Raw genomic sequence first — 20,038 nt, 5'->3', positions numbered from 1 at the left:
ACCTATCTTTCTATATGAATAAAAAAGCAGGGAGCTGAATTTTTAATCAGCTCCCTTATTTCTATTTGGTAATGATTTTTAGAAGCTACGGTTCTATCTTTATCAAGAAATTTTATTCAAAACATAATAAAAAGCAATATATCTAAAAATCACAACAATATTTTTATTGTGGAAGCGCTTAACACTAGGTACGATTGAACTATAGTAAATAAAACTATGGGGGGTACAAGATGAAAAAATGCTTGTCTATGATTTTCTTTAGCTTACTCGTGCTAAGTTTGGCTGCTTGCTCGGAATCTCAATCAGCAAACGGTGATACAGGAAATGGGAAAACAACCTTACATGTGGCTGCTTTGGAATCCGGTTATGGTGGCGACATGTGGACAAAGATAGCCGATGCATATGAAGCAGCTAACGAGAATGTAACTGTTGAATTAACCGTAGAAAAAAACCTGGAAGAATTGATCCGGCCAAATATGCAAGCCGGAGAATATCCAGATGTATTGTTATTGGCAACAGGTAGACCAGAAGGGTTAACAGAAACACTTATTAAGGAAGATGGTATGGAAAAAATTACAGATGTACTAGACATGGATGTATATGGAGAAGACATGACGGTAAATAACAAATTATTGGAAGGATTCAGTGATACATTAGCTACGAATCCATATGCAGATGGGGAAACCTATTTAGCTCCTATGTTTTATAGTCCTACAGGGTTATTTTATAATGCAGGATTATTTGAAGAGAAAGGCTGGGAAGTTCCGAAAACTTGGGGTGACATGTGGGCTTTAGGTGAGAAGGCAGCTAAAGAAGGAATCTCACTTTTCACCTATCCAACAACTGGCTATTTTGACACGATGGTTGGATCAATGCTGTATGCTTCAGGAGGTACAGATTTCTTTAATTCAGCAATGACTTATGAAGATGGTGTATGGGAAACTGAAGAAGCAACGAAAGTGTTAGAAACAATAAAAAAATTAGCTGATTATACGCATCCAAATACAGTTGCAAATGCAAACCCCAATGATTTTACGAAGAACCAGCAGTTGGTTTTAGATAATGAGGCACTATTTATGCCGAATGGAACTTGGGTAGTTGGTGAAATGAAAGAAGCCCCTAAAGCGGATAATTTTGAGTGGGGGATGATGTCACTTCCTTCGTTTGAAAAAGGCGGCGATCGTTATGCATTTACATTCTTTGAACAGATGTGGATTCCATCTGCTTCTGAAAATAAACAAGCAGCCAAAGAATTTATCACCTATATGTACACAGATGAAGCAGCTTCTATCTTCTTAGAATCTGGAGCAGTTCAGCCAATTAAGGGGATTACAGAAGAAATGGAGGGAGACAATCTACTCTATTACAATATCTATGAAGAAGATGGCGTACTTCCAGCAATGGGAACATTCGCTTCTACAGCTCCTGTTCCAGGTGTCAGCATCGGAGACACATTATATGGTTCCATTGACAGTGTGATCAGTGGTGAAATTTCTGTGGAGGAATGGAGAAAACAAATTGAAGAGGCAAGTGACCAGCTAAGACCTGCTATGAACTAATGGACGATCCAAAGATAAAAATAAAACGGTGGGAACGTAAACTCATCGTTTTATTTGGTCACAGGGTGCGAGGTACGTCGAATGGTGACGAGGGATGCCTGGATGGTGATATGTTGCATATAATGTGTGACTTAGGTGGACGGACGCGTGAATCAGTGGTGAAGTTGCCCAACTCAGGATACCCGGCATGTGATGAAACAGTTCTATTTGAACATGTTGCCTATGCCCCCTACGCGATTTCACATGAAAGAGGTGAGAATAATGAGTAAAAAGAAATCTAGGAATCTATTTATTGGCGTCTGTGTGGCTCCTGCACTTATTTTACTGATTCTTTTTATGGTAATTCCGACGATTGAGGTATTTCGAATGTCGCTTTATCAATGGGGCGGGTTTTCGAATAACCAGCAGTTTGTAGGATTTAATAACTTTAAGCTTTTATGGAATGACATGGATTTTATTCGGTCCTTTCAAAATTCAATTCTATTAATTGTTATTGTTGCCATTTTTACCTTCGTGATTGCTGTTTTCTTTGCGGCAATATTATCCAAAGAGAAGATCCGAGGCAGCAATTTTTTTCGAGTGATCTTTTATATCCCAAACATCTTATCTATTGTCGTAATTGCTGGGATTTTTTCTGCCATCTATGATCCTTCCAATGGGTTATTAAATAGCATTTTCCATCTATTAAGCTTGGAAACCTTACAACAGAAATGGTTAGGTAACCAGACCATTGTTATTTACAGTGTAGCAGGAGCATTGGTGTGGCAGGCTATTGGTTATTACATGGTAATGTATATGTCTAGCATGGCAAGTATACCTGCGAGCTATTATGAAGCAGCCTCCCTAGAAGGGGCTAGCAAGATGAAGCAATTTACCGGCATTACGTTACCATTGATCTGGAACAATATTCGGACGACACTAACGTTTTTTATCATTAGTACGATTAACTTGAGCTTCCTACTTGTAAAAGCAATGACCGGCGGTGGACCAGATGGTTCGTCAGAGGTTTTTCTTTTCTATATGTATGATCAAGCGTATACAAATTCGACCTATGGCTATGGGATGGCGATCGGGGTAGTCGTTTTTATTTTCTCCTTTGCTTTAGCGGCGATTGTAAATTTTATTACAAAACGAGATGTACTGGAATATTAAAGAAGGAGGTAGGAAGTGGTGAAAAAATCAAATGGTTCGCAAACGGATACGTTGTATAAGCTATTTATCTATATTGCTTTGATCACCTTGGCAATATCAATCATTGTACCAGTAGCATGGGTGTTTTTTGCATCAATCAAGCAAAATGCTGAATTCTACGGTAATCCATGGTCGATTCCCCTTGGCTTCCATGTTGAAAATTTCATCGAAGCATTTCAGGAAGCAAATATGGGAAACTACTTATTTAATTCGGCCGTGGTGACCGTATTGGCATTGGCAATCTTGCTGATTGTAGCGTTACCAGCAGCTTATGTATTATCCCGTTTTAGTTTCAGAGGAAGTAAAATGATTAACTCGTTCGTTAAGGTAGGATTGTTTATTAATATCAGCTATATTGCCGTTCCGATTTTCCTCATGCTCCTAGATTGGGATACGGTTATCCGGACTATTCTTGGCGAAGAACTCCTGTTAAATAATCGGTTTATGCTTGCACTCATTTATGCGTCAACCGCATTGCCGTTTACAATTTATCTCTTATCAAGTTATTTTCAAACACTTCCTTCCGATTTTGAGGAAGCAGCAAGTATCGATGGCGCGGGATATTTTAAAACCATGTTTTCAGTGATGCTGCCGATGGCAGGACCAAGTATTATCATAGTTATTTTATTTAACTTCTTACTTTTTTGGAACGAATATATTCTGGCACTAACATTAATGCCGGGCGAAAATCAAACATTGCCAGTTGGCTTATTAAATCTGATGGCGGCTGAGCGGGCAGCGGCGAATTATGGACCAATGTATGCGGGGATGGTCATCGTTATGCTCCCAACATTAATTCTTTATATTATCCTGCAAAAACGTCTAACACAAGGAATGACGGTTGGTGGGTTGAAAGGATAGGTGGATCAAATGAAGAAATTATCAGGAAGAGTAACGTTACCAAGTGAGGAAAATTTTTTAAATGAAACGAAGGAACTACTTAGCCGTTGGGGTGCAGATGCTTTGCGGGATAGTGATGGAACCAAGTTGGATAAAGAAATCAAACAGTTAAATGCCAAAATATATACGACCTATTTTGTGGCACGAAGTCACAATGAATTTGCTGAACAGCATCCGGAAGAAATTCAGCAGCTTTATCTCATGTCCCAATATCATATGGCTACTGGAACGAAGCTGGAAGTAACATTTACGAAGGGGTACTTTGATGAACAGATAGAACCGGATTATGTACATGACCCAAAAAAGTGGTGGGAAGTAATTGACCGGACAACAGGTGAGGTAGTAAATCCAGATAGTTGGGAAGTCAATCAAGCAGAGAATCAATTAGTTATTCATCAAGCACAGCCTTGGCATGAATATACGGTCTCCTTTTTAGCTTATATGAAATGGGATCCGACACAAATGTACAATCATATGACCAATGATTGGGGGGATAAACCGCATGAAATCCCTTTTGATGCTCGGCAGCCATACTCTAATCAATTTATTAAAGATTATTTGGTAAAGTGGCTAAAGGAAAATCCGGACACCGATGTGGTTCGGTTTACCACCTTTTTCTATCATTTTACATTGATATTTAATCATTTAGGAAAAGAAAAATTTGTGGATTGGTTTGGCTATGGAGCGAGCGTTTCTGTGGCGGCATTGCAAGCCTTTGAAAAGGAAAAAGGCTATTCACTAAGACCGGAAGATATCGTAGATCAAGGCTATTACAACACTACCTTTCGCGTTCCTTCAACAGCCTATTTGGATTATATTGATTTCATTCAACAATTTGTTGCGCAAGAAGTGAAAGAACTGGTTGAAATGGTTCACGACAGCGGCAAGGAAGCAATGATGTTTTTAGGAGATAATTGGATTGGAACAGAACCATACGGCAACTATTTTAAAGATACAGATATGGATGCGGTCGTTGGCAGTGTTGGAGATGGAACTACCCTTCGAATTATTTCCGATATTCCGCATGTTGCTTATACCGAGGGGCGATTACTTCCTTACTTTTTCCCGGATACATTTTATGAAGGGAATGATCCGGTTATTGAAGCGAATGAAATTTGGTTGTCTGCTAGAAGGGCTATGATGCGAAAACCACTGGATCGCATCGGCTATGGCGGCTATTTAAGCCTCGCCTATAAATTTCCTGCGTTTGTTGACTATGTGGAACACATTACCGAGGAATTTCGCGAAATTTATGACAAGATTAAAGGAGTAAAGCCTTATACAGGAATTAAAGTGGCCATCCTGAATGCCTGGGGACAACTGAGATCCTGGCAGGCACACACTGTTGCCCATGGGAAGTGGTATAAGCAAACCTATTCCTATTATGGTATTTTGGAAGCGCTCAGTGGTTCAAATGCAGAAGTTACCTTTCTATCTTTTGACGATGTGATACATCATGGTATACCTGATGACATCGATGTGATCATAAATGCAGGAGATGCTGGTACAGCCTTCTCAGGTGGGGAAATATGGAAGGAATCTGTGTTGACAGAAAAACTAAGAGAATGGATTTATCATGGCGGTGGATTTATCGGGATTGGCGAACCAAGTGCATATCATCACGAAGGACGTTATTTTCAACTAGCCAATGTATTAGGTGTGGATAAAGAACTTGGGTTTAGCTTATCGACGAACAAGTATTTTACCGATACGGCCGATTCCCATTTTATTACCGATGATACCAAGGTATTCCATTTCGGTGAAGGGATAAAAAACATCTATGCATTAGAGCAGCAGACGACGATTCTTGGACAAAATGATGATGGCATTTATTTAGCTAGTTCACCATTTGGAAGTGGTCGAAGTGTTTATATGGCCGGACTTCCATATAGCCATGAAAACACACGGTTGTTTATGCGGGCATTATTTTTTGCAGCACATAAAGAAAGGGAATTGAAGAAATGGTATGCATCAAATATTCACTGTGAAGTTCATGCCTACTTAGAAATCAATATGTACGCAGTTGTTAACAATTCAATGGAGACACAGACAACAAATGTTTATGTTGGAACCGGTATTGAGCATGTAGTGACCCTTGGACCGAGTGAGATTATTTGGGAGGTATGCAAAGATGGAAGATAAGGTGTTTCGTATCTTGAAAATCGTATTTTTTCTCTTTTGCATGTATTTGATCATTAATGGACAACGAACAATTGGGAGACTTGAGTTATTTTCCCAATTAATTGGGTTGGCGGGGTTGTTGTTCCTGCTCTGGAATTATAATCGGAAATTCATTTAATAGAGGATGGTTAAATTGTCACATCTTTATCCTCCTTTTTGAACACGAACTACTTTTGCTTTTTGCCAATCTTGGTGATGAAAGTCTAAGTTTCCATAATACGCATGTAATAAAAATGAAACTTTTTATCTGGAATAAAGAGGCAAAACAATTTTGGAAACACTCCATTTGGTTTTGCCTTTTCTAAGCCATTAGAATGGGGGAAGGAAATGAGGTACGCCATTGGTATTGACATTGGTGGGACAAAGATTGCAAGTGGGATTGTTAATGAACATGGGGATTTAATTCAAAAAGAAGTTGTAAGAAGTGATACTTCTGATAAAGAGCAAATGTTTTCACAGGTAATAACATGTGTGCAGACCCTGATGAATCATTCGAGTATCCCATTAAGTGATATATTTGGTATTGGTGCAGGTATCCCTGGTAAAGTGGATAGGGAAAATGGAATAGCTGTATTCCAGAATAATCTACCTTGGCGAGACTTTCCGTTTACAAAACGGATAAGCGAAGCTTTGGGCGTTAATCGAATTGTCATTGATAATGATGTAGATATGGCTGCTTTTGCTGAATGGAAGAAAGCAGAGCTGACGGAAACGGATTTATTTACTTATATTACGATAAGTACAGGAATTGCATGTTCCATCATCCAAGGTGGAGAAATTATTCGAGGTGCTGGTTTTGCTGGAGAGCTAGGGCTTATTCCAATTACCTTGAAAAACAAAGGGACATACATGGAAAGGTTAGAATCCATTGCTTCGGGTCCTGCCATTGCCAAAAGAGGGCAGGATCTATTTAAAGATTCGTACATTACCTCAGCAGATGTATTATCTGCATATCATAAAGGAGATGCACAAGCTGAGATAATTATTCAAGATCTGGTTTCCTCTTTAACCCAAGGGTTATACGTGATTACTAGTTTACTAGACCCACACAAGATTGTATTTGGCGGAAGTGTTGCTGTACATAACCCGCAACTATTACAATTAGTGAAAGAAGAATTAGCTTGTTACTTATTAAAGGAGCAACTTCATATATTAGATCATATGGAATTTAGTCATTTTAATCATGACCAAGGAATTCTAGGCTCTGGTCTTAAGGTATTTAATTCGAACTAAACAGGTGAGTTTGAAAGGAGTATATAAATGAAATGCACCCATGTATACCAAAAAGGGAATGGTCCGATTAACGAAGATTCCTATGTTATTAATCAAGATGCCAATGTATATGCTGTAATAGATGGGGCTACTGGATTAGATGGACTTCCGGGTTACTTGGCTTCGTATACGGTCCAAGAGCAGTTGCAAGCACTGAAGCAAACTGATGGATTATATAATGGGGTGCTTCGAGCGAATCAAACACTAGGTCAAAAATTAGTGGATCAATTTAATAATTTTGCTAGGAGTGGCAGCAATATATCTAGTATTCAAGATATTCCTAAAAAGCAAAGAAGTTCAACCGGGTTAGCAGCAATTCAGTTGCACTCAAATGGTCATGCATTGGACTTTTTTCACGCGGGAGACTGCATGATATTTGTAGAGTATAAAAGTGGTGAAATACGTGCAATTACATATGATCTAATCCAATATTTTGATCAGCTTGCCCTTAAAGAATTCATGAAACTCCATGAGAAAAAAGGAAACCATATGGATTTAAGTCAATTAAGAGAAATGATAAAACCTATTTTAATGCAAAATCGCGAGAACATGAATACATCAGGGGGTTATGGGGTGATTGATGGGACTGCTGAAGCATTCCAATTTATGGAGTCAGGAACGGTTTCCTTAAGCAAGGTGTCGAAAATAGTATTACTTACGGATGGTATGCTTTTACCTACAAGAGAGCAAACCACGATTGCTTGGGAGAAATCTGCAAAGATTGCATGTAATCAGGGGGTAGAGGCATTATTTAATGAAGTAGTGAAACGAGAGAGTCAAGACGCCTCCTGTTTAACCTATCCAAGGTTAAAGGAAAGTGACGATAAAACGGCTCTATTATTAGAACGATAACCGGTATACTAACATTTGTACTGCTTTTAAGTCTGCTGTCTTCGCTTTCACGTCGAAGTCTATGTATCTTTGTTAACATGGAGTCTTCTTATGTCATAACATGCTTGTTTCACTAAATAAATGTTCGATAATTGGAGCAAAAGGAAGTTGACTCAAGCAGGAAATAAGATAACTGAAGATCCTTGAAGAAGCAGTCTTTGTTGCCACGGGAGCTGAAGATGTCCGCAAAAAACACCTTGCTGGAGCAGAAATTAGTACTGTGTATACATGTCGTAGTTTGAATCAATAGCAGCAGAGGAAGCGTAAAGATCCTTAATAACAGGAGCATTGCTGTTTTATTGATTTCCGACGGACCGAATGGGAACCTTACGACACATATAAGTTTGGTTTCTTTTCAAGTCAAATCAGTTCCCATTTACCTGTGACATGGTCGATGGCAAGCTTAACACACGGAATGATAACCAGTTTTTGGAAGCTATATACATCGTAGAGTGGAATCCTATCGTTTTTCTTCCTGTATGGCAAACTATGAAATAAAAGTAGAGACAGGAGGTCCTATTTTTAAAAGTATCTAAAACAATAATTATGTAGCTGGCAATGTAACACCGCTTTAATTAGATAACCATTGCTACAATGGCCCCGTTTAAAAGGTTTGCTAAAGTAGCTGCAATTAATGCTTTCAACATTAGTTTTTGAATATCAAACTTCCGTTTAGGAGCCATGTTTGTTAGCATCCCAACGATACTGCCTGCTGCTCCAAAGTTAGCAAATCCACTAAGTGCAAAAGTCAAAATAGCTAATGTTCTATCCGATAGGCTATCGATAATTTCAGATAGTTGGGCAAACGCTACAAATTCATTTAATAAGAATTTTTGAGCTAATAAATTTCCAGCTGTTAAAGCTTCCCCCCAAGGAATCCCAATAATAAATGCTATGGGAGCGAACAGATAACCAAAAATCAATTCTAATGAAAAGTTGTCAAATCCCAAAAGGGATCCTCCCCAATTTAAAAGCCCATTTATTAACGCCATTAATCCAATGATAGCCATTAACATGAGGCCTACGTTTACTGCAAAGTGTAATCCTTCCTTTGAACTCACAAAAATAACATCAATGATATTTGTCTTTTCCTTGCTTGCAGCAGCTTCTACTGGTTTTATCCACTCGTTATCATTAATTTCTTCTGTTTCCGGAATAATAAATTTTGCTACCATAAGCCCTGCTGGTGCAGACATTAAGGCTGCTGATAGTAAATATTCTAATGGAATCCCCATTGCAGCTAGTCCAACCATTACAGCACCAGAAACGGAAGCTAAGCCTCCTACCATTACAGAAAATAACTGTGATCTCGTCATATTGGCAATATAGGGCCTTACAACTAATGGTGATTGTGTATTACCAACAAAGATGTTCGCAGCAGCGGCTGCTGATTCAGCATAAGAAGTCTTCATTATCTTAGAAATAAATCCTCCAATAATCCGAACGATATACTGCATGATTCCATAATGATAAAGTATTGCTATTAGAACGGTTAAGAAGATAATGAGGCCTAATACGTTAACAGCGAAGACTGCAAGTTCACCGTCCTTATCTGCTAAAGGACCGAAAACAAATGCAATTCCCTCATGTCCATAGTTAATAATATCGTTGATGCCTGTGGATACATATGCAAGTACTTCTTTTCCAAACTCCCATTTTAATACAAGATACCCAAAAACAATTTGGAGAAAAAAACCAATTGTAACTGTTCTTATATTTATATATTTTTTGTTCTCAGATAAGAGAAAAGAGACCAAAATGATAAAACAGCATCCTGCTATACCCCAAATTACATTCATTTTGTACACCTCTGTATATAATAAAATAAAAATTATGACATTTTTGGAGTAATCAGAATGTAAGTGATTGTACATCCTGATTACTTGTTTAAATTCTATTAATTACTTTTTTAACTAATAAAACAAACTTCTCTCGGGATTTGCCGGCAACTTCAATAACTTCATCATGACTTAAAGGCTGGTCTAGGATCCCACAAGCCATATTTGTTAAGCAAGAAATCCCTAATACGCTCATCTCAGAGTGTATTGCAACGGTAGCTTCAGGTACAGTAGACATACCGATTGCATCACCTCCAAGTGTTCGTATCATTCGTATTTCTGCAGGTGTTTCATAAACAGGCCCACTCCACCATCCGTATACACCTTCTTGTAATGTAATATTATTTTCGATAGCTATATCTAAGGCTAAATTACGTAGCTTCTTGCTATAAACCTCAGATACATCAGGAAAGCGTGTGCCTAAGGCAGGATTATTTCTGCCGATTAACGGATTTGTACCAACTAAATTAATATGATCGGTAATTAGCATTAGTTCACCTGGATTAAAGTCTGTATTAACTGCACCGCAAGAATTCGTAATAATTAGATTTTTAGCACCTAATGCTTTTATTACTCTTATAGGAAATGTAACTTCATCCAGACTGTAGCCTTCGTAGTAGTGATAGCGTCCTTTCATTGCAACGATTTTTTTTCCTTCTAATCTACCAATAACCAATTCGTTTGCATGTCCTGCCGCATCAGATTTAGAAAAAAAAGGAATATCTTCATAAGGGATAGTAACGGCATCTTCTATTTCGTCAGCTAGACTTCCTAACCCAGAACCGAGAACGATTCCGACTTCAGGGATAATATTCGTTTTACTTGATATAAAATCTTTCGCTTCCTGGATTTCATTTGTCTTATGCATTATTTGTACCTCCGTTTTTATTTTTAGTAGACCGGTCTACATAATTTATAAAAAAAAATGACTATTTTAGAATGATAGGTATCATGTGAGACATCCCTCGAATAGCAGAAGAATCTTTACGAGCTAAGGATACAATAAAGGCGCCTTGAATCATGGAATTTATGGACTCGCCAAGTTCGTTTGCTTTCTCTTTTTCATAGCCATTTATTTCTAACACTTGAGAAAATTCTGTAGACCAGGCTTCAAATACATCATTACATGCTTTTCGTAAGTTTTCACTGGTTGAGGACGTTTCTAATACAAGGGCAGTAATAGGGACCCCTATAAAGTAATTGTCTTTTTCAAAACGTTCTGCGCTCTCTGCTATAAAGTATTGTATAGCTTCTACTGGATTGTCATGTAGTGTAAGTTTTTCTTTAATAAAATTGGTTACGACTTGTTTTGTCCAATTTATAGCTTCAATAGCTAGTTGCTCTTTACCATTTGGAAAATGGTAGTAAATAGACCCTTTTGGTGCACCACTTTGCTGTATAATATCATTTAATCCTGTTCCAACATACCCTTTTTTTTGCAGAAGTTTTGCTGTTGCCTTAATCATTTCTTCTCGAGTATTTTTTTTCATGTAAGAACATTCACTCCAATTAAAGTTTTATACCAAACGGTCTACATATTATATTTTATGGAAGCGATACCAATTTGTCAATACAAAATAGAACACTATAAGAGGTTAATTATTATCAACTGATTCAGTAACCATGATGTATTCCTACACATTTCCCCAACCGGTTCACTGCTTCTTCAATATCCTCATCTTGTAAATTAGCAAAACCGATAATTAATTTAATCTTTCCAGGTTGTTTGGGTTGATGTTGTAACATGAACCGTCTCATAGAGTAAATCTCAAGCTTTTCTTTTTTAGCATGAGTCTCAACTTCTTCATACCGCTTTTCCGTTTTGAACGTTGCAACAAAATGAAGGCCGGCAGGGATATCTTCAATCGAAATAGTATGTTTAAAGTAAGATCGAAGGTAGGTGACTAGTTTTTTTCTTTTTACTTTATAATAATGATTCATTCGCTTCACATGTCGGTCGTATTCTCCTGTTTGAATAAAATAATGCAACGTATACAGTGCAAGTGCGTTACTGTTTTGAATCAAATGCTGATGGTGATTTCGATAATCGCGCAATAACTTTGGTGGAAGTACCATATAGCTAATGCGAAGTCCAGGTAAAATCGTTTTTGAAAACGTTCCGGTATAGATAACCCGCTGATTTCGATCCAAACTTTGTAAGGATGGAATGTTGTCCGTTTCATACTTAAATTCACTGTCATAATCATCTTCCAAAATATAACGATCGTTGTTCTGTAATGACCAATTAAGCAGTTCGATACGTCGAGAGATTGGCATTATTTTTCCAGTTGGAAATTGGTGGGAGGGTGTGACAAACAAAAGATTCGCCTTTGATTGTTCCGCTCTTTCTATATTCATTCCCTTATTATCCAAGTCGACAAGCTGTACCGGAAATTCCATATTCTTTAAGAGGGTATAAAACCGGGAATACCCTGGGTTTTCCATGGCTATTCTCGTTTTTTCTGTTTTGCTTTCCATGAGTTGACGAATTAACAGCTGGGTACCTGCGCCGATAACAACTTGTTCGGGTTCGCAAACCACACCACGAGATAATGTAATCATCCTGGCAATTGTTTTGCGTACAATGAAGGGTCCTTGAGGATGCGGGAATTCTGAAAGTTCCTGCTTATGCTGATTAATCGCCTTTTGCTGACATTTGATCCACGATTTAAATGGGAATTTCGTAATATCAGAAGCCATATGAGATAAGGAGAGCCAACCTTTTTTATCCACACTCTCTTCTCTTAAATCATCTGGTAAAGTACGAACAGGTTGTTTGTCTTGAATAAACGCAGTTATCGCTTCGACATAATACCCCTTTTTTTCAATTGTATAGATGTATCCTTCTGCTAGTAATTGTTCATATGCATGGGTGATCGTATTTACACTGACGTTTAGTTGAGTGGCCAACGTTCGTTTAGAAGGTAATTTTTCATTGGCATGAATCTTACCCGCTAGGATGATCGCTTTGATTTCTTCATAAATTTGCTGATAAATAAAGGCTTCTTTCTTTGTTTTATCTAATCTCAATAACATTTGAAAGCACTCCTTAATCTGGTACCTATTAAATTTAAAATCTGGTACTTTTCATTATACCAGATTATTGTCATACTAATTACTAAATTTAAAAAAGTGAGGGATATAGATGACTACTGTCGAACAAGCCAGAGATGATATATTACGAACAAAGCGAAATAAGTATATTCCTAGGGGAGTAAGTAACGGAAATGTATTAATTGCTGACCATGCTAAAGGAGCAACCATTACGGATCATGCACAGAATGAATGGATTGATTTTGCTGGTGCTATCGGGACGTTAAATGTAGGACATTCCCACCCCAAAATTACAGAAGCGGTCAAAGCGCAAGTAGATAAATTTTTACACCCGGGATTTAATGTAGTCATGTATGAAGGGTATATCCAACTGGCGGAACGATTATGCCAGCTAATTCCAGGTAGTTTCGATAAGCAAGCAATCCTGTTCAATTCTGGAGCAGAAGCAGTAGAAAATGCGGTCAAAATCGCTCGTAAATATACCAATCGTCAAGCCGTTGTTACATTTACTAGAGGGTTTCACGGGAGAACGAACTTGACGATGGGGATGACAAGTAAAGTAAAACCATATAAATTTGGGTTCGGGCCATTTGCTCCGGAAATTTATCAAGCGCCGTATCCTTACCTCTACCATAAACCAGATACGATGTCAGAATCAGATTATATTGACCAACAGATAGAAGAATTTGAGGAGTTTTTTATTTCGACAGTTGCCCCAGAGACAGTAGCTTGTGTCGTGATGGAACCAGTTCAAGGCGAAGGTGGATTTATAATTCCTCCAAAGAAGTTTGTTCAATTTGTGCGTGCATTTTGTGAAAAACATGGAATTGTATTCGTAGCCGATGAGATTCAAACTGGTTTCGCACGAACAGGGAAACTATTTGCTATGGAACATTTTGATGTTATACCAGATTTGGTAACCGTTTCCAAGTCATTGGCGGCAGGCTTGCCATTAAGTGGGGTAGTAGGCAGAAAAGAAATTCTTCATGCGGCAGAACCTGGAGAATTGGGTGGAACATTTGCTGGTAACCCAGTAGCTTGCGCGGCTGCTTTACAAGTATTAGATATTATTGAAGAAGAAAAATTAGTGGAAAAAGCGGAGCTTCTTGGGAAAAAGCTAGAAGATAAATTAATTACGCTCTCTAAGGAGCATGCATTTATAGGAGATATTCGTAGATTAGGAGCAATGGTAGCTGTTGAATTAGTTACCGATCAAAACAGTAAATTTTCGAATAAAACGAAGGCAAGTGAAATTGTCAACTATGCGAATGATCATGGGTTGCTACTCCTATCAGCTGGTCTAAAGGGAAATGTGATTCGGTTTTTGGCGCCACTAGTTATTTCAGACGAAGAATTAGCGAAGGGCTTAACCATTTTAGAACAGGCATTTAATCAATAGGGGGGATGGTCATGTCTGAAAAGATCCAAGTATGGAACCCTGCAACAGGTGAGATTGTTAATGAAGTGAAAATTAATACAAAAGCAGAAATTGATCGAGCGCTTGAAAATGGACATCGTGGTTTTAAAGCCTGGGCAAACCTTGATGCCCATAAACGGTCTAACTTATTAAAACAATGGTCACATGTAATTCAACAACATAAACAAGAAATTGCAGAGGTTATGACATTAGAAAATGGAAAGCCGCTAAAGGAGTCATTGGGCGAGGTAGATTACGCAACGAGTTATATTGATTGGTATGCAGAAGAGGCAGTAAGAATCTATGGTCGAACGATTCCTGCATCGTCTGATTCAAAGCGGATTGTCATCAGTCGACAGCCAGTGGGGTTAGTTGCGGCGATAACGCCATGGAACTTTCCTGCGGCGATGATGACAAGAAAGGCAGCACCAGCACTAGCTGCAGGATGTTCGTTTATTATTAAGCCAGCGGAAGAAACCCCATTGACGACGATGCGATTCGTAGACCTTGCGCATGAAGCTGGAATTCCAGCGGATGTGATACAGTACGTTAATGGATATGGAACTGATGTTGGTCCATTGTTCACTGCGAGCAACTATGTGCGAAAGATTACCTTTACTGGATCTACACCAGTAGGTAAGACATTAATTCGTGATAGTGCAGATACAGTAAAGCATGTAACGATGGAGTTAGGTGGTCATGCACCACTTATTGTAGCAGCGGACGCAGACTTGGATATTGCCGTTAAGCAAACAATGCTTTCTAAGTTTAGAAATGCTGGTCAAACCTGTATTTGTGCAAATCGTGTAATTGTACATGAGAGCATGGTAGAATCTTATACAGCAAAATTAACAGAAGCGATAAAGCATTTGAAAGTCGGTAATGGATTAGAGAAGGATACAGATGTCGGTCCGATCATAAATGAAAAAGGCTATGACAAAATTGTATCTCAAGTAGAAGATGCAATTCAAAAAGGGGCCGAGGTGTCGATTGGAAATAAGTTTGATGCTAATTTTGAAAACGGTACTTTTTTTGTCTACCCAACGGTGTTAACTCATGTGAGTGAAGCGATGGCTATCATGCAGGAAGAAACATTCGGACCAATTCTTCCGATTACGAGTTTTTCATCTATTGAAGAAGCGGTTGAGATAGCGAATCGAACGCCATATGGCTTAGCGGCTTATTTCTTTACGAATGATTACCGCGTAGGAAGTTATCTTCATGACCATCTTGATTATGGGATTATCGGTTGGAACGATGGGGCTCCTTCTGGTGCGCATGTACCTTTTGGAGGAATGAAAGAGAGCGGTATTGGAAGAGAAGGTGGATTGGAAGGAATTGAACCGTACTTAGAAACAAAATATTTGTCGATTGGTAATTGTAACTTTTCTTAAGATAAAACATGGCTAATTCTACGGATATGGAATTAGCCAGATGCTTAGCAAAACTTTATTGTTGGAAAATTCGTTTAAATGTATGTCGTAGATTTAGTCGGAGGTGCTCATGTGAATGTGGTTCAAAAAGAAATAGAAAAATCCAACGACTTGGAAAAAGAAGATTTGTCTTTTTGGACACCATCTAATCAGTGGAAATCTTTCATTGTATCGCTTACAGGTTTATTTTTATTTCTTGTTCCAATTCCTTATCAGGGACAATGGACAATTGGAATAGGTATTATTGCTGAATTCCTTCAAAACAAATTTGAAGTTTATTTACCAACATTTATGACAGGTGTGTTAATCCTTTCTGTATTGGGAACTACTGTTATGAAAGTAGGTTTACGATACCAAAAACAATGGGCGACCAATTCCAAGTTCTTAAGGGAATTATTAGATGTTAATTGGTTTTGGGGGATATTTCGCATCCTAGGTGCTGTTTTTGCAGTAATGACACTATATGAGTTAGGTCCTAAATTTATCTGGACGGGTGCTACCGGTGGTACGGTATTATTCGATCTCATTCCTGTACTTACAACGTGGTTTTTAATTGCTGGCTTTCTTATGCCCTTATTATTAAATTTTGGGTTAATGGAGTTTATTGGAACTGTTGTTAGAGGGGTGATGCGACCGCTATTTAAATTACCAGGACGCTCATCAATTGATGCTTTAGCGTCATGGATGGGAAGCGGTACCGTTGGAGTGTTGATTACAACACAGCAATATGAGAGTGGATTTTATACAAAACGCGAAGCATCTGTGATCGCAACCAATTTTTCTATTGCATCCATTGCTTTTAGTTTACTCGTTATTAACTTTATTGGTATGGGTCATATGTTTGTACAATTCTATATCACGGTTATTGTGGCAGGAGTTATTGCTGCAATTATCATTCCAAGGATCCCCCCACTATCAAGAAAAGAAGATAACTATTATGAATTAGCAGGCAAGCAAATCGCTGAAGAAGTTCCTACTGGGAAAACCCAATTCCGCTTTGCGATGGAGAAAGCAGTTGCTCGAGCAGCAGAAGTGAAAAGTATTTCCTCAATTGTAAAGAGTGGCGTACAAAATGTCATTGATATTTGGTTTGGTTTGCTCCCACTAGTGATGGGATTAGGCACGATTGCACTTATAATTGCTGAGTTTACACCAGTCTTTCATATTCTTGCTTATCCCTTTGTCCCACTTCTGGAATGGGCGAATATCCCTGAAGCATCAGAGGCAGCGCCAGCGATGATCGTTGGCTTTGCGGACATGTTTCTACCGGCAGTAATAGGCAGTGGAATCGAAAGTGAACTTACCCGCTTTGTTATCGCATCTTTATCAATGACGCAATTAATTTATATATCAGAAGTAGGCATCTTAATTTTACGTTCGAAAATTCCAATCAGTTTTCTTGATATGGTAATTATATTTTTACAGCGCACCATCATTACACTGCCAATTATCATTCTAATGGCACAGCTCTTTTTCCTTTAATGTGACTTGCATAAATAACCGCTAGCAATTAGTTTGATAGTAGAGTGATTAATTCAATAGGAGGAAGACGACATGTACAAACCAAAAGATTCTTCAAAAAGCCCACGATACACCGGTGTACGTACATTTATGCGACTGGAACAAATCCAAACAACAGAAAATGTAGATTTTGTAGTGGTAGGTAATCCTTTTGATACTGCAGTATCAAATCGAATTGGAGCTCGTGGCGGCCCGCAGCATATTCGTAACTTTTCTGTGTTGCTTCGACCTTATAATCCGAATCAAGGAATTAATATTTTTGATTATTGTTCAGGAGTTGACTACGGGGACTTTGAAATTGTTCCACAAAACATTCATAAATCCTATGACATTGTGGGAGAATCGTTAGCTCCCATTCTTGAAAAAGAAATTACTCCCATTATCCTTGGAGGAGATCATTCTGTATCTCTAGGTCATCTTCGGGCGTTTGCAGCCAAGTACGGCCCTGTTTCGCTCGTTCATTTCGATTCCCACAGCGATACATGGGATAATTATTTCGGAGAAAAATATATGCATGGAACGCCATTCCGTAGAGCAGTAGAGGAAGGACTCATTGATACAGAACACTCTATACAGGTTGGTTTACGGGGACCGCTTTATGGACCAGAAGATATAACAGATCCGGAAGATTTAGGATTTAAAACCATTCCGATGCGTGAAGTGAAAAAATTAGGACAAGAAGAGGTATTACGCCAAATTCATGAACGTGTTGGCGACAAGCCCGTTTTTGTTTCATATGATATCGACTTTGTTGACCCTGCATTTGCTCCAGGAACGGGGACCCCAGAAGTAGGCGGTCCTGATAGTCATGAGGCCCTAGAATATGTACGTGGACTTCATGGGCTAGATATTAAAGGTTTTGACTTAGTCGAAGTATTGCCCGAATATGATAGTGGTGAAATAACTGCTGCCCTTGCTTCTGCAGTGGCATTTGAAATGATTACACTAGTTGCCATGAAGAAGCGTGATGATTTAGCAGTTGAAGGGAAGGAAGCCACCTTCACTAAATAAAAATACGTGCGGGAAGGATGCCATCAAATCGAAATGGTTTGGATGACATCCTTTTTTTGTAATAAAATAGATAAAGAAAGCATGAATCTTTTTTTCATATATCAACGTATAATTAGACAGTTTACCTTTGAATCAGGAGGAAGAATATGAATCGAACGATTGAAAAAATATTAGGCATCATTGGGTTTGTAATGGATGCGTTTTTTGCTGCAGTAGGGGTGTTATTACTAATAATTGTTAATACAGGTATTGGCTGGCTTGAAGGTTCGATTAATCCTGTCGAATTCGGAGCCTTTGCTGAATTAATAACGATATTTATCAATTTATTATGGATTCCGATTATCAGTTGTGTCATTAGTTTTATCTTAGGACTTGTAGGTGTTCTTAATCTAAAGCGAAATCCACGTGTTGCCGGCGGGTTCTTTATTGCAGCTACTGTTATTAGCAGCTGGTTACTATTCACAGGAATTGCTTTCCAATCTGTATTATACGCAGTAGCAGCAATTATGTGTTTTGTTAGAAAGCCCGAAAGGAATGCTGCGTAGGCGGTACTCTTGTATCCGTAAAGAAACGAACGGAGAAAAAAAGGATCTTATCCCAATACGAATCCGAACGATTCCACTCGAATCCGTTCGGAATTTTTTTGCACAACACATCGGTCCATCACTTTCCACGAGCGAGGATTCAGCTTCCTTGCCGCGACAAGGAGTTGTCGACGTTGTCCGCGTGGTCGTTCCTCATCAGAACAATTTCCTGCGGCACCTAGTACGATTATTTTTTGAAAATAATAATTATTTCGTATTGACAGATGATATAAACTTGGTTAAAATTCTGTGTAAAGAACATAGTTTTTTATACGGAACAAATAGTTGGAGATGGAGGTTATGAAATGTCACAAAATCCTTCCGGTAATCCAAGCTTGGTTCAGCAAATTAGTAATGCAGTAGTTCCAGAGGGGGCGATAATGTTCTGGCATTTAGGCCAGTCAGGTGTAGTACTAAAAGTGAATGACGTTATTTGTTATATCGATCCATACCTGTCCAATTACATTGAAGAAGAAAGTCTAGTCTATCCACCTAACTTATTAAAACGAAACTTCGATTCACCTATTTCTCCTGAAGCTATTACACACGCAAATCTCGTTCTGATAACACACGAACATGTAGATCATCTCGATCCAAAAACGCTAAAAGCAATCATGAAAAGCTCCCCAGAAGCAACGTTTATTTGCCCAGCACCATCTACCACACAGCTAAAAACGATAGGAATACATGAAGATCGAATCCACTCCGCACTAGCATACGAAGTTATCCAATTCGCTAATTTGTCCATTACTCCAGTTCCTGCGAAACATGAAGATTTTTTCACTGATCAAAAGCAAAGGCATTACTATCTCGGTTACGTTATCGAAACAAACAATGAAACGATTTATCATGCAGGTGACACCGTACTTTATAAAGAATTAATTGACTTTTTGAAACCACGCGCTATAGATGTTGGTTTTTTACCTATTAACGGTCAGGATTGGAAGCGCTCAAATGAAGGAGCACTTGGTAATATGAATTTTCGAGATGCTATCGAGCTTTCCCAACAAATCGACCTTGATTTAATAGTACCGGTTCATTATGACTTATTTCAATCAAATACAGAAAGTCCTGCTTTCTTTGTAGATTACTTATATCGAAACTATCCTTTTCAAAAGTTCAAAATGATGGTCCCTGGAGAAATGATGGTTTACTGGTCCAAATTTAAATGAGGGGAGAAGGACGA

At 38.4% G+C, this 20,038-nt stretch carries 18 protein-coding genes; 14 read left to right on the top strand and 4 right to left on the bottom strand.

Annotated features, from left to right (window positions below):
* Positions 1-230: 230 nt before the first annotated feature.
* The 8 genes from JKP73_RS02895 (at position 231) to JKP73_RS02860 (ending at position 7,955) form a co-directional block, all read left to right on the top strand.
* Positions 231-1,559 carry a carbohydrate ABC transporter substrate-binding protein gene (locus JKP73_RS02895; protein ID WP_200410882.1) on the top strand — a complete coding sequence of 443 codons (1,329 nt, stop codon included), beginning with the start codon at positions 231-233 and terminating at the stop codon, positions 1,557-1,559.
* 65 nt (positions 1,560-1,624) lie between these two features.
* Entirely contained in the window at positions 1,625-1,828 is a 204-nt protein-coding gene (locus JKP73_RS02890) for a hypothetical protein (protein ID WP_200410881.1), read from the top strand.
* On the top strand, positions 1,821-2,711 hold the full coding sequence (locus JKP73_RS02885; RefSeq protein ID WP_021289447.1) for a carbohydrate ABC transporter permease: 891 nt from the start codon (positions 1,821-1,823) through the stop codon (positions 2,709-2,711). The genes JKP73_RS02890 and JKP73_RS02885 overlap by 8 nt, the downstream gene beginning before the upstream one ends.
* A gap of 18 nt (positions 2,712-2,729) precedes the next feature.
* Positions 2,730-3,611, top strand: a complete 882-nt coding sequence (locus tag JKP73_RS02880) for a carbohydrate ABC transporter permease (RefSeq protein ID WP_031335071.1) — start codon at positions 2,730-2,732, stop codon at positions 3,609-3,611.
* Between the two features lie 9 nt (positions 3,612-3,620).
* Positions 3,621-5,792, top strand: coding sequence for a 1,3-beta-galactosyl-N-acetylhexosamine phosphorylase (gnpA, locus tag JKP73_RS02875; protein ID WP_200410880.1), 2,172 nt, complete (start codon positions 3,621-3,623; stop codon positions 5,790-5,792).
* A complete protein-coding gene (locus JKP73_RS02870; RefSeq protein WP_021289444.1) occupies positions 5,782-5,949 on the top strand; it encodes a DUF6903 family protein in 168 nt (55 codons plus the stop codon). Before gnpA ends, JKP73_RS02870 begins: the two co-directional genes overlap by 11 nt.
* Before the next feature lie 209 nt (positions 5,950-6,158).
* A complete protein-coding gene (locus JKP73_RS02865) occupies positions 6,159-7,064 on the top strand; it encodes an ROK family protein (RefSeq protein ID WP_021289443.1) in 906 nt (301 codons plus the stop codon).
* Between the two features lie 27 nt (positions 7,065-7,091).
* Positions 7,092-7,955: a protein phosphatase 2C domain-containing protein gene (locus JKP73_RS02860; protein WP_038242668.1), complete on the top strand. Its 864-nt coding sequence runs from the start codon at positions 7,092-7,094 to the stop codon at positions 7,953-7,955.
* 614 nt (positions 7,956-8,569) lie between these two features.
* On the opposite strand, the gene JKP73_RS02855 is transcribed toward JKP73_RS02860, so the two are convergent.
* From JKP73_RS02855 to gabR, 4 genes are all read right to left on the bottom strand, one after another.
* On the bottom strand, positions 8,570-9,793 hold the full coding sequence (locus JKP73_RS02855; RefSeq protein ID WP_200410879.1) for a NupC/NupG family nucleoside CNT transporter: 1,224 nt from the start codon (positions 9,791-9,793) through the stop codon (positions 8,570-8,572).
* 88 nt (positions 9,794-9,881) lie between these two features.
* Entirely contained in the window at positions 9,882-10,700 is an 819-nt protein-coding gene (locus JKP73_RS02850) for a purine-nucleoside phosphorylase (protein WP_200410878.1), read from the bottom strand.
* A gap of 61 nt (positions 10,701-10,761) precedes the next feature.
* Entirely contained in the window at positions 10,762-11,322 is a 561-nt protein-coding gene (locus JKP73_RS02845; RefSeq protein WP_038242678.1) for a TetR/AcrR family transcriptional regulator, read from the bottom strand.
* Positions 11,323-11,446: 124 nt separating this feature from the next.
* A complete protein-coding gene (gene gabR / locus JKP73_RS02840) occupies positions 11,447-12,868 on the bottom strand; it encodes a MocR-like transcriptional regulator GabR (RefSeq protein WP_200410877.1) in 1,422 nt (473 codons plus the stop codon).
* Positions 12,869-12,977: 109 nt separating this feature from the next.
* On the opposite strand from gabR, the gene gabT reads away from it, so the two are divergent.
* The 6 genes from gabT (at position 12,978) to JKP73_RS02810 (ending at position 20,024) form a co-directional block, all read left to right on the top strand.
* The gene (gene gabT, locus JKP73_RS02835) at positions 12,978-14,285 is read left to right on the top strand and encodes a 4-aminobutyrate--2-oxoglutarate transaminase (RefSeq protein WP_200410876.1); all 1,308 of its coding nucleotides are present in this window, start codon (positions 12,978-12,980) and stop codon (positions 14,283-14,285) included.
* Between the two features lie 11 nt (positions 14,286-14,296).
* Positions 14,297-15,697 (top strand): NAD-dependent succinate-semialdehyde dehydrogenase, encoded by a 1,401-nt coding sequence (locus JKP73_RS02830; protein WP_200410875.1) that lies wholly within the window; start codon positions 14,297-14,299, stop codon positions 15,695-15,697.
* Between the two features lie 111 nt (positions 15,698-15,808).
* Positions 15,809-17,218: a YjiH family protein gene (locus JKP73_RS02825; RefSeq protein ID WP_232620932.1), complete on the top strand. Its 1,410-nt coding sequence runs from the start codon at positions 15,809-15,811 to the stop codon at positions 17,216-17,218.
* A gap of 72 nt (positions 17,219-17,290) precedes the next feature.
* On the top strand, positions 17,291-18,268 hold the full coding sequence (speB, locus tag JKP73_RS02820) for an agmatinase (RefSeq protein WP_021289434.1): 978 nt from the start codon (positions 17,291-17,293) through the stop codon (positions 18,266-18,268).
* A gap of 146 nt (positions 18,269-18,414) precedes the next feature.
* Entirely contained in the window at positions 18,415-18,813 is a 399-nt protein-coding gene (locus tag JKP73_RS02815; protein ID WP_021289432.1) for a DUF4064 domain-containing protein, read from the top strand.
* A 344-nt stretch (positions 18,814-19,157) separates the two neighbouring features.
* On the top strand, positions 19,158-20,024 hold the full coding sequence (locus JKP73_RS02810) for an MBL fold metallo-hydrolase (protein WP_200410874.1): 867 nt from the start codon (positions 19,158-19,160) through the stop codon (positions 20,022-20,024).
* Positions 20,025-20,038 lie beyond the last annotated feature (14 nt).

Origin of the sequence: Virgibacillus salexigens (assembly GCF_014905415.1) — a bacterium.
GTDB classification, from domain to species: Bacteria; Bacillota; Bacilli; order Bacillales; family Amphibacillaceae; genus Virgibacillus; species Virgibacillus salexigens.
The sequence above is the reverse complement of the archived record's forward strand: the minus strand, read 5'-3'. Positions and strand labels throughout refer to the sequence as shown.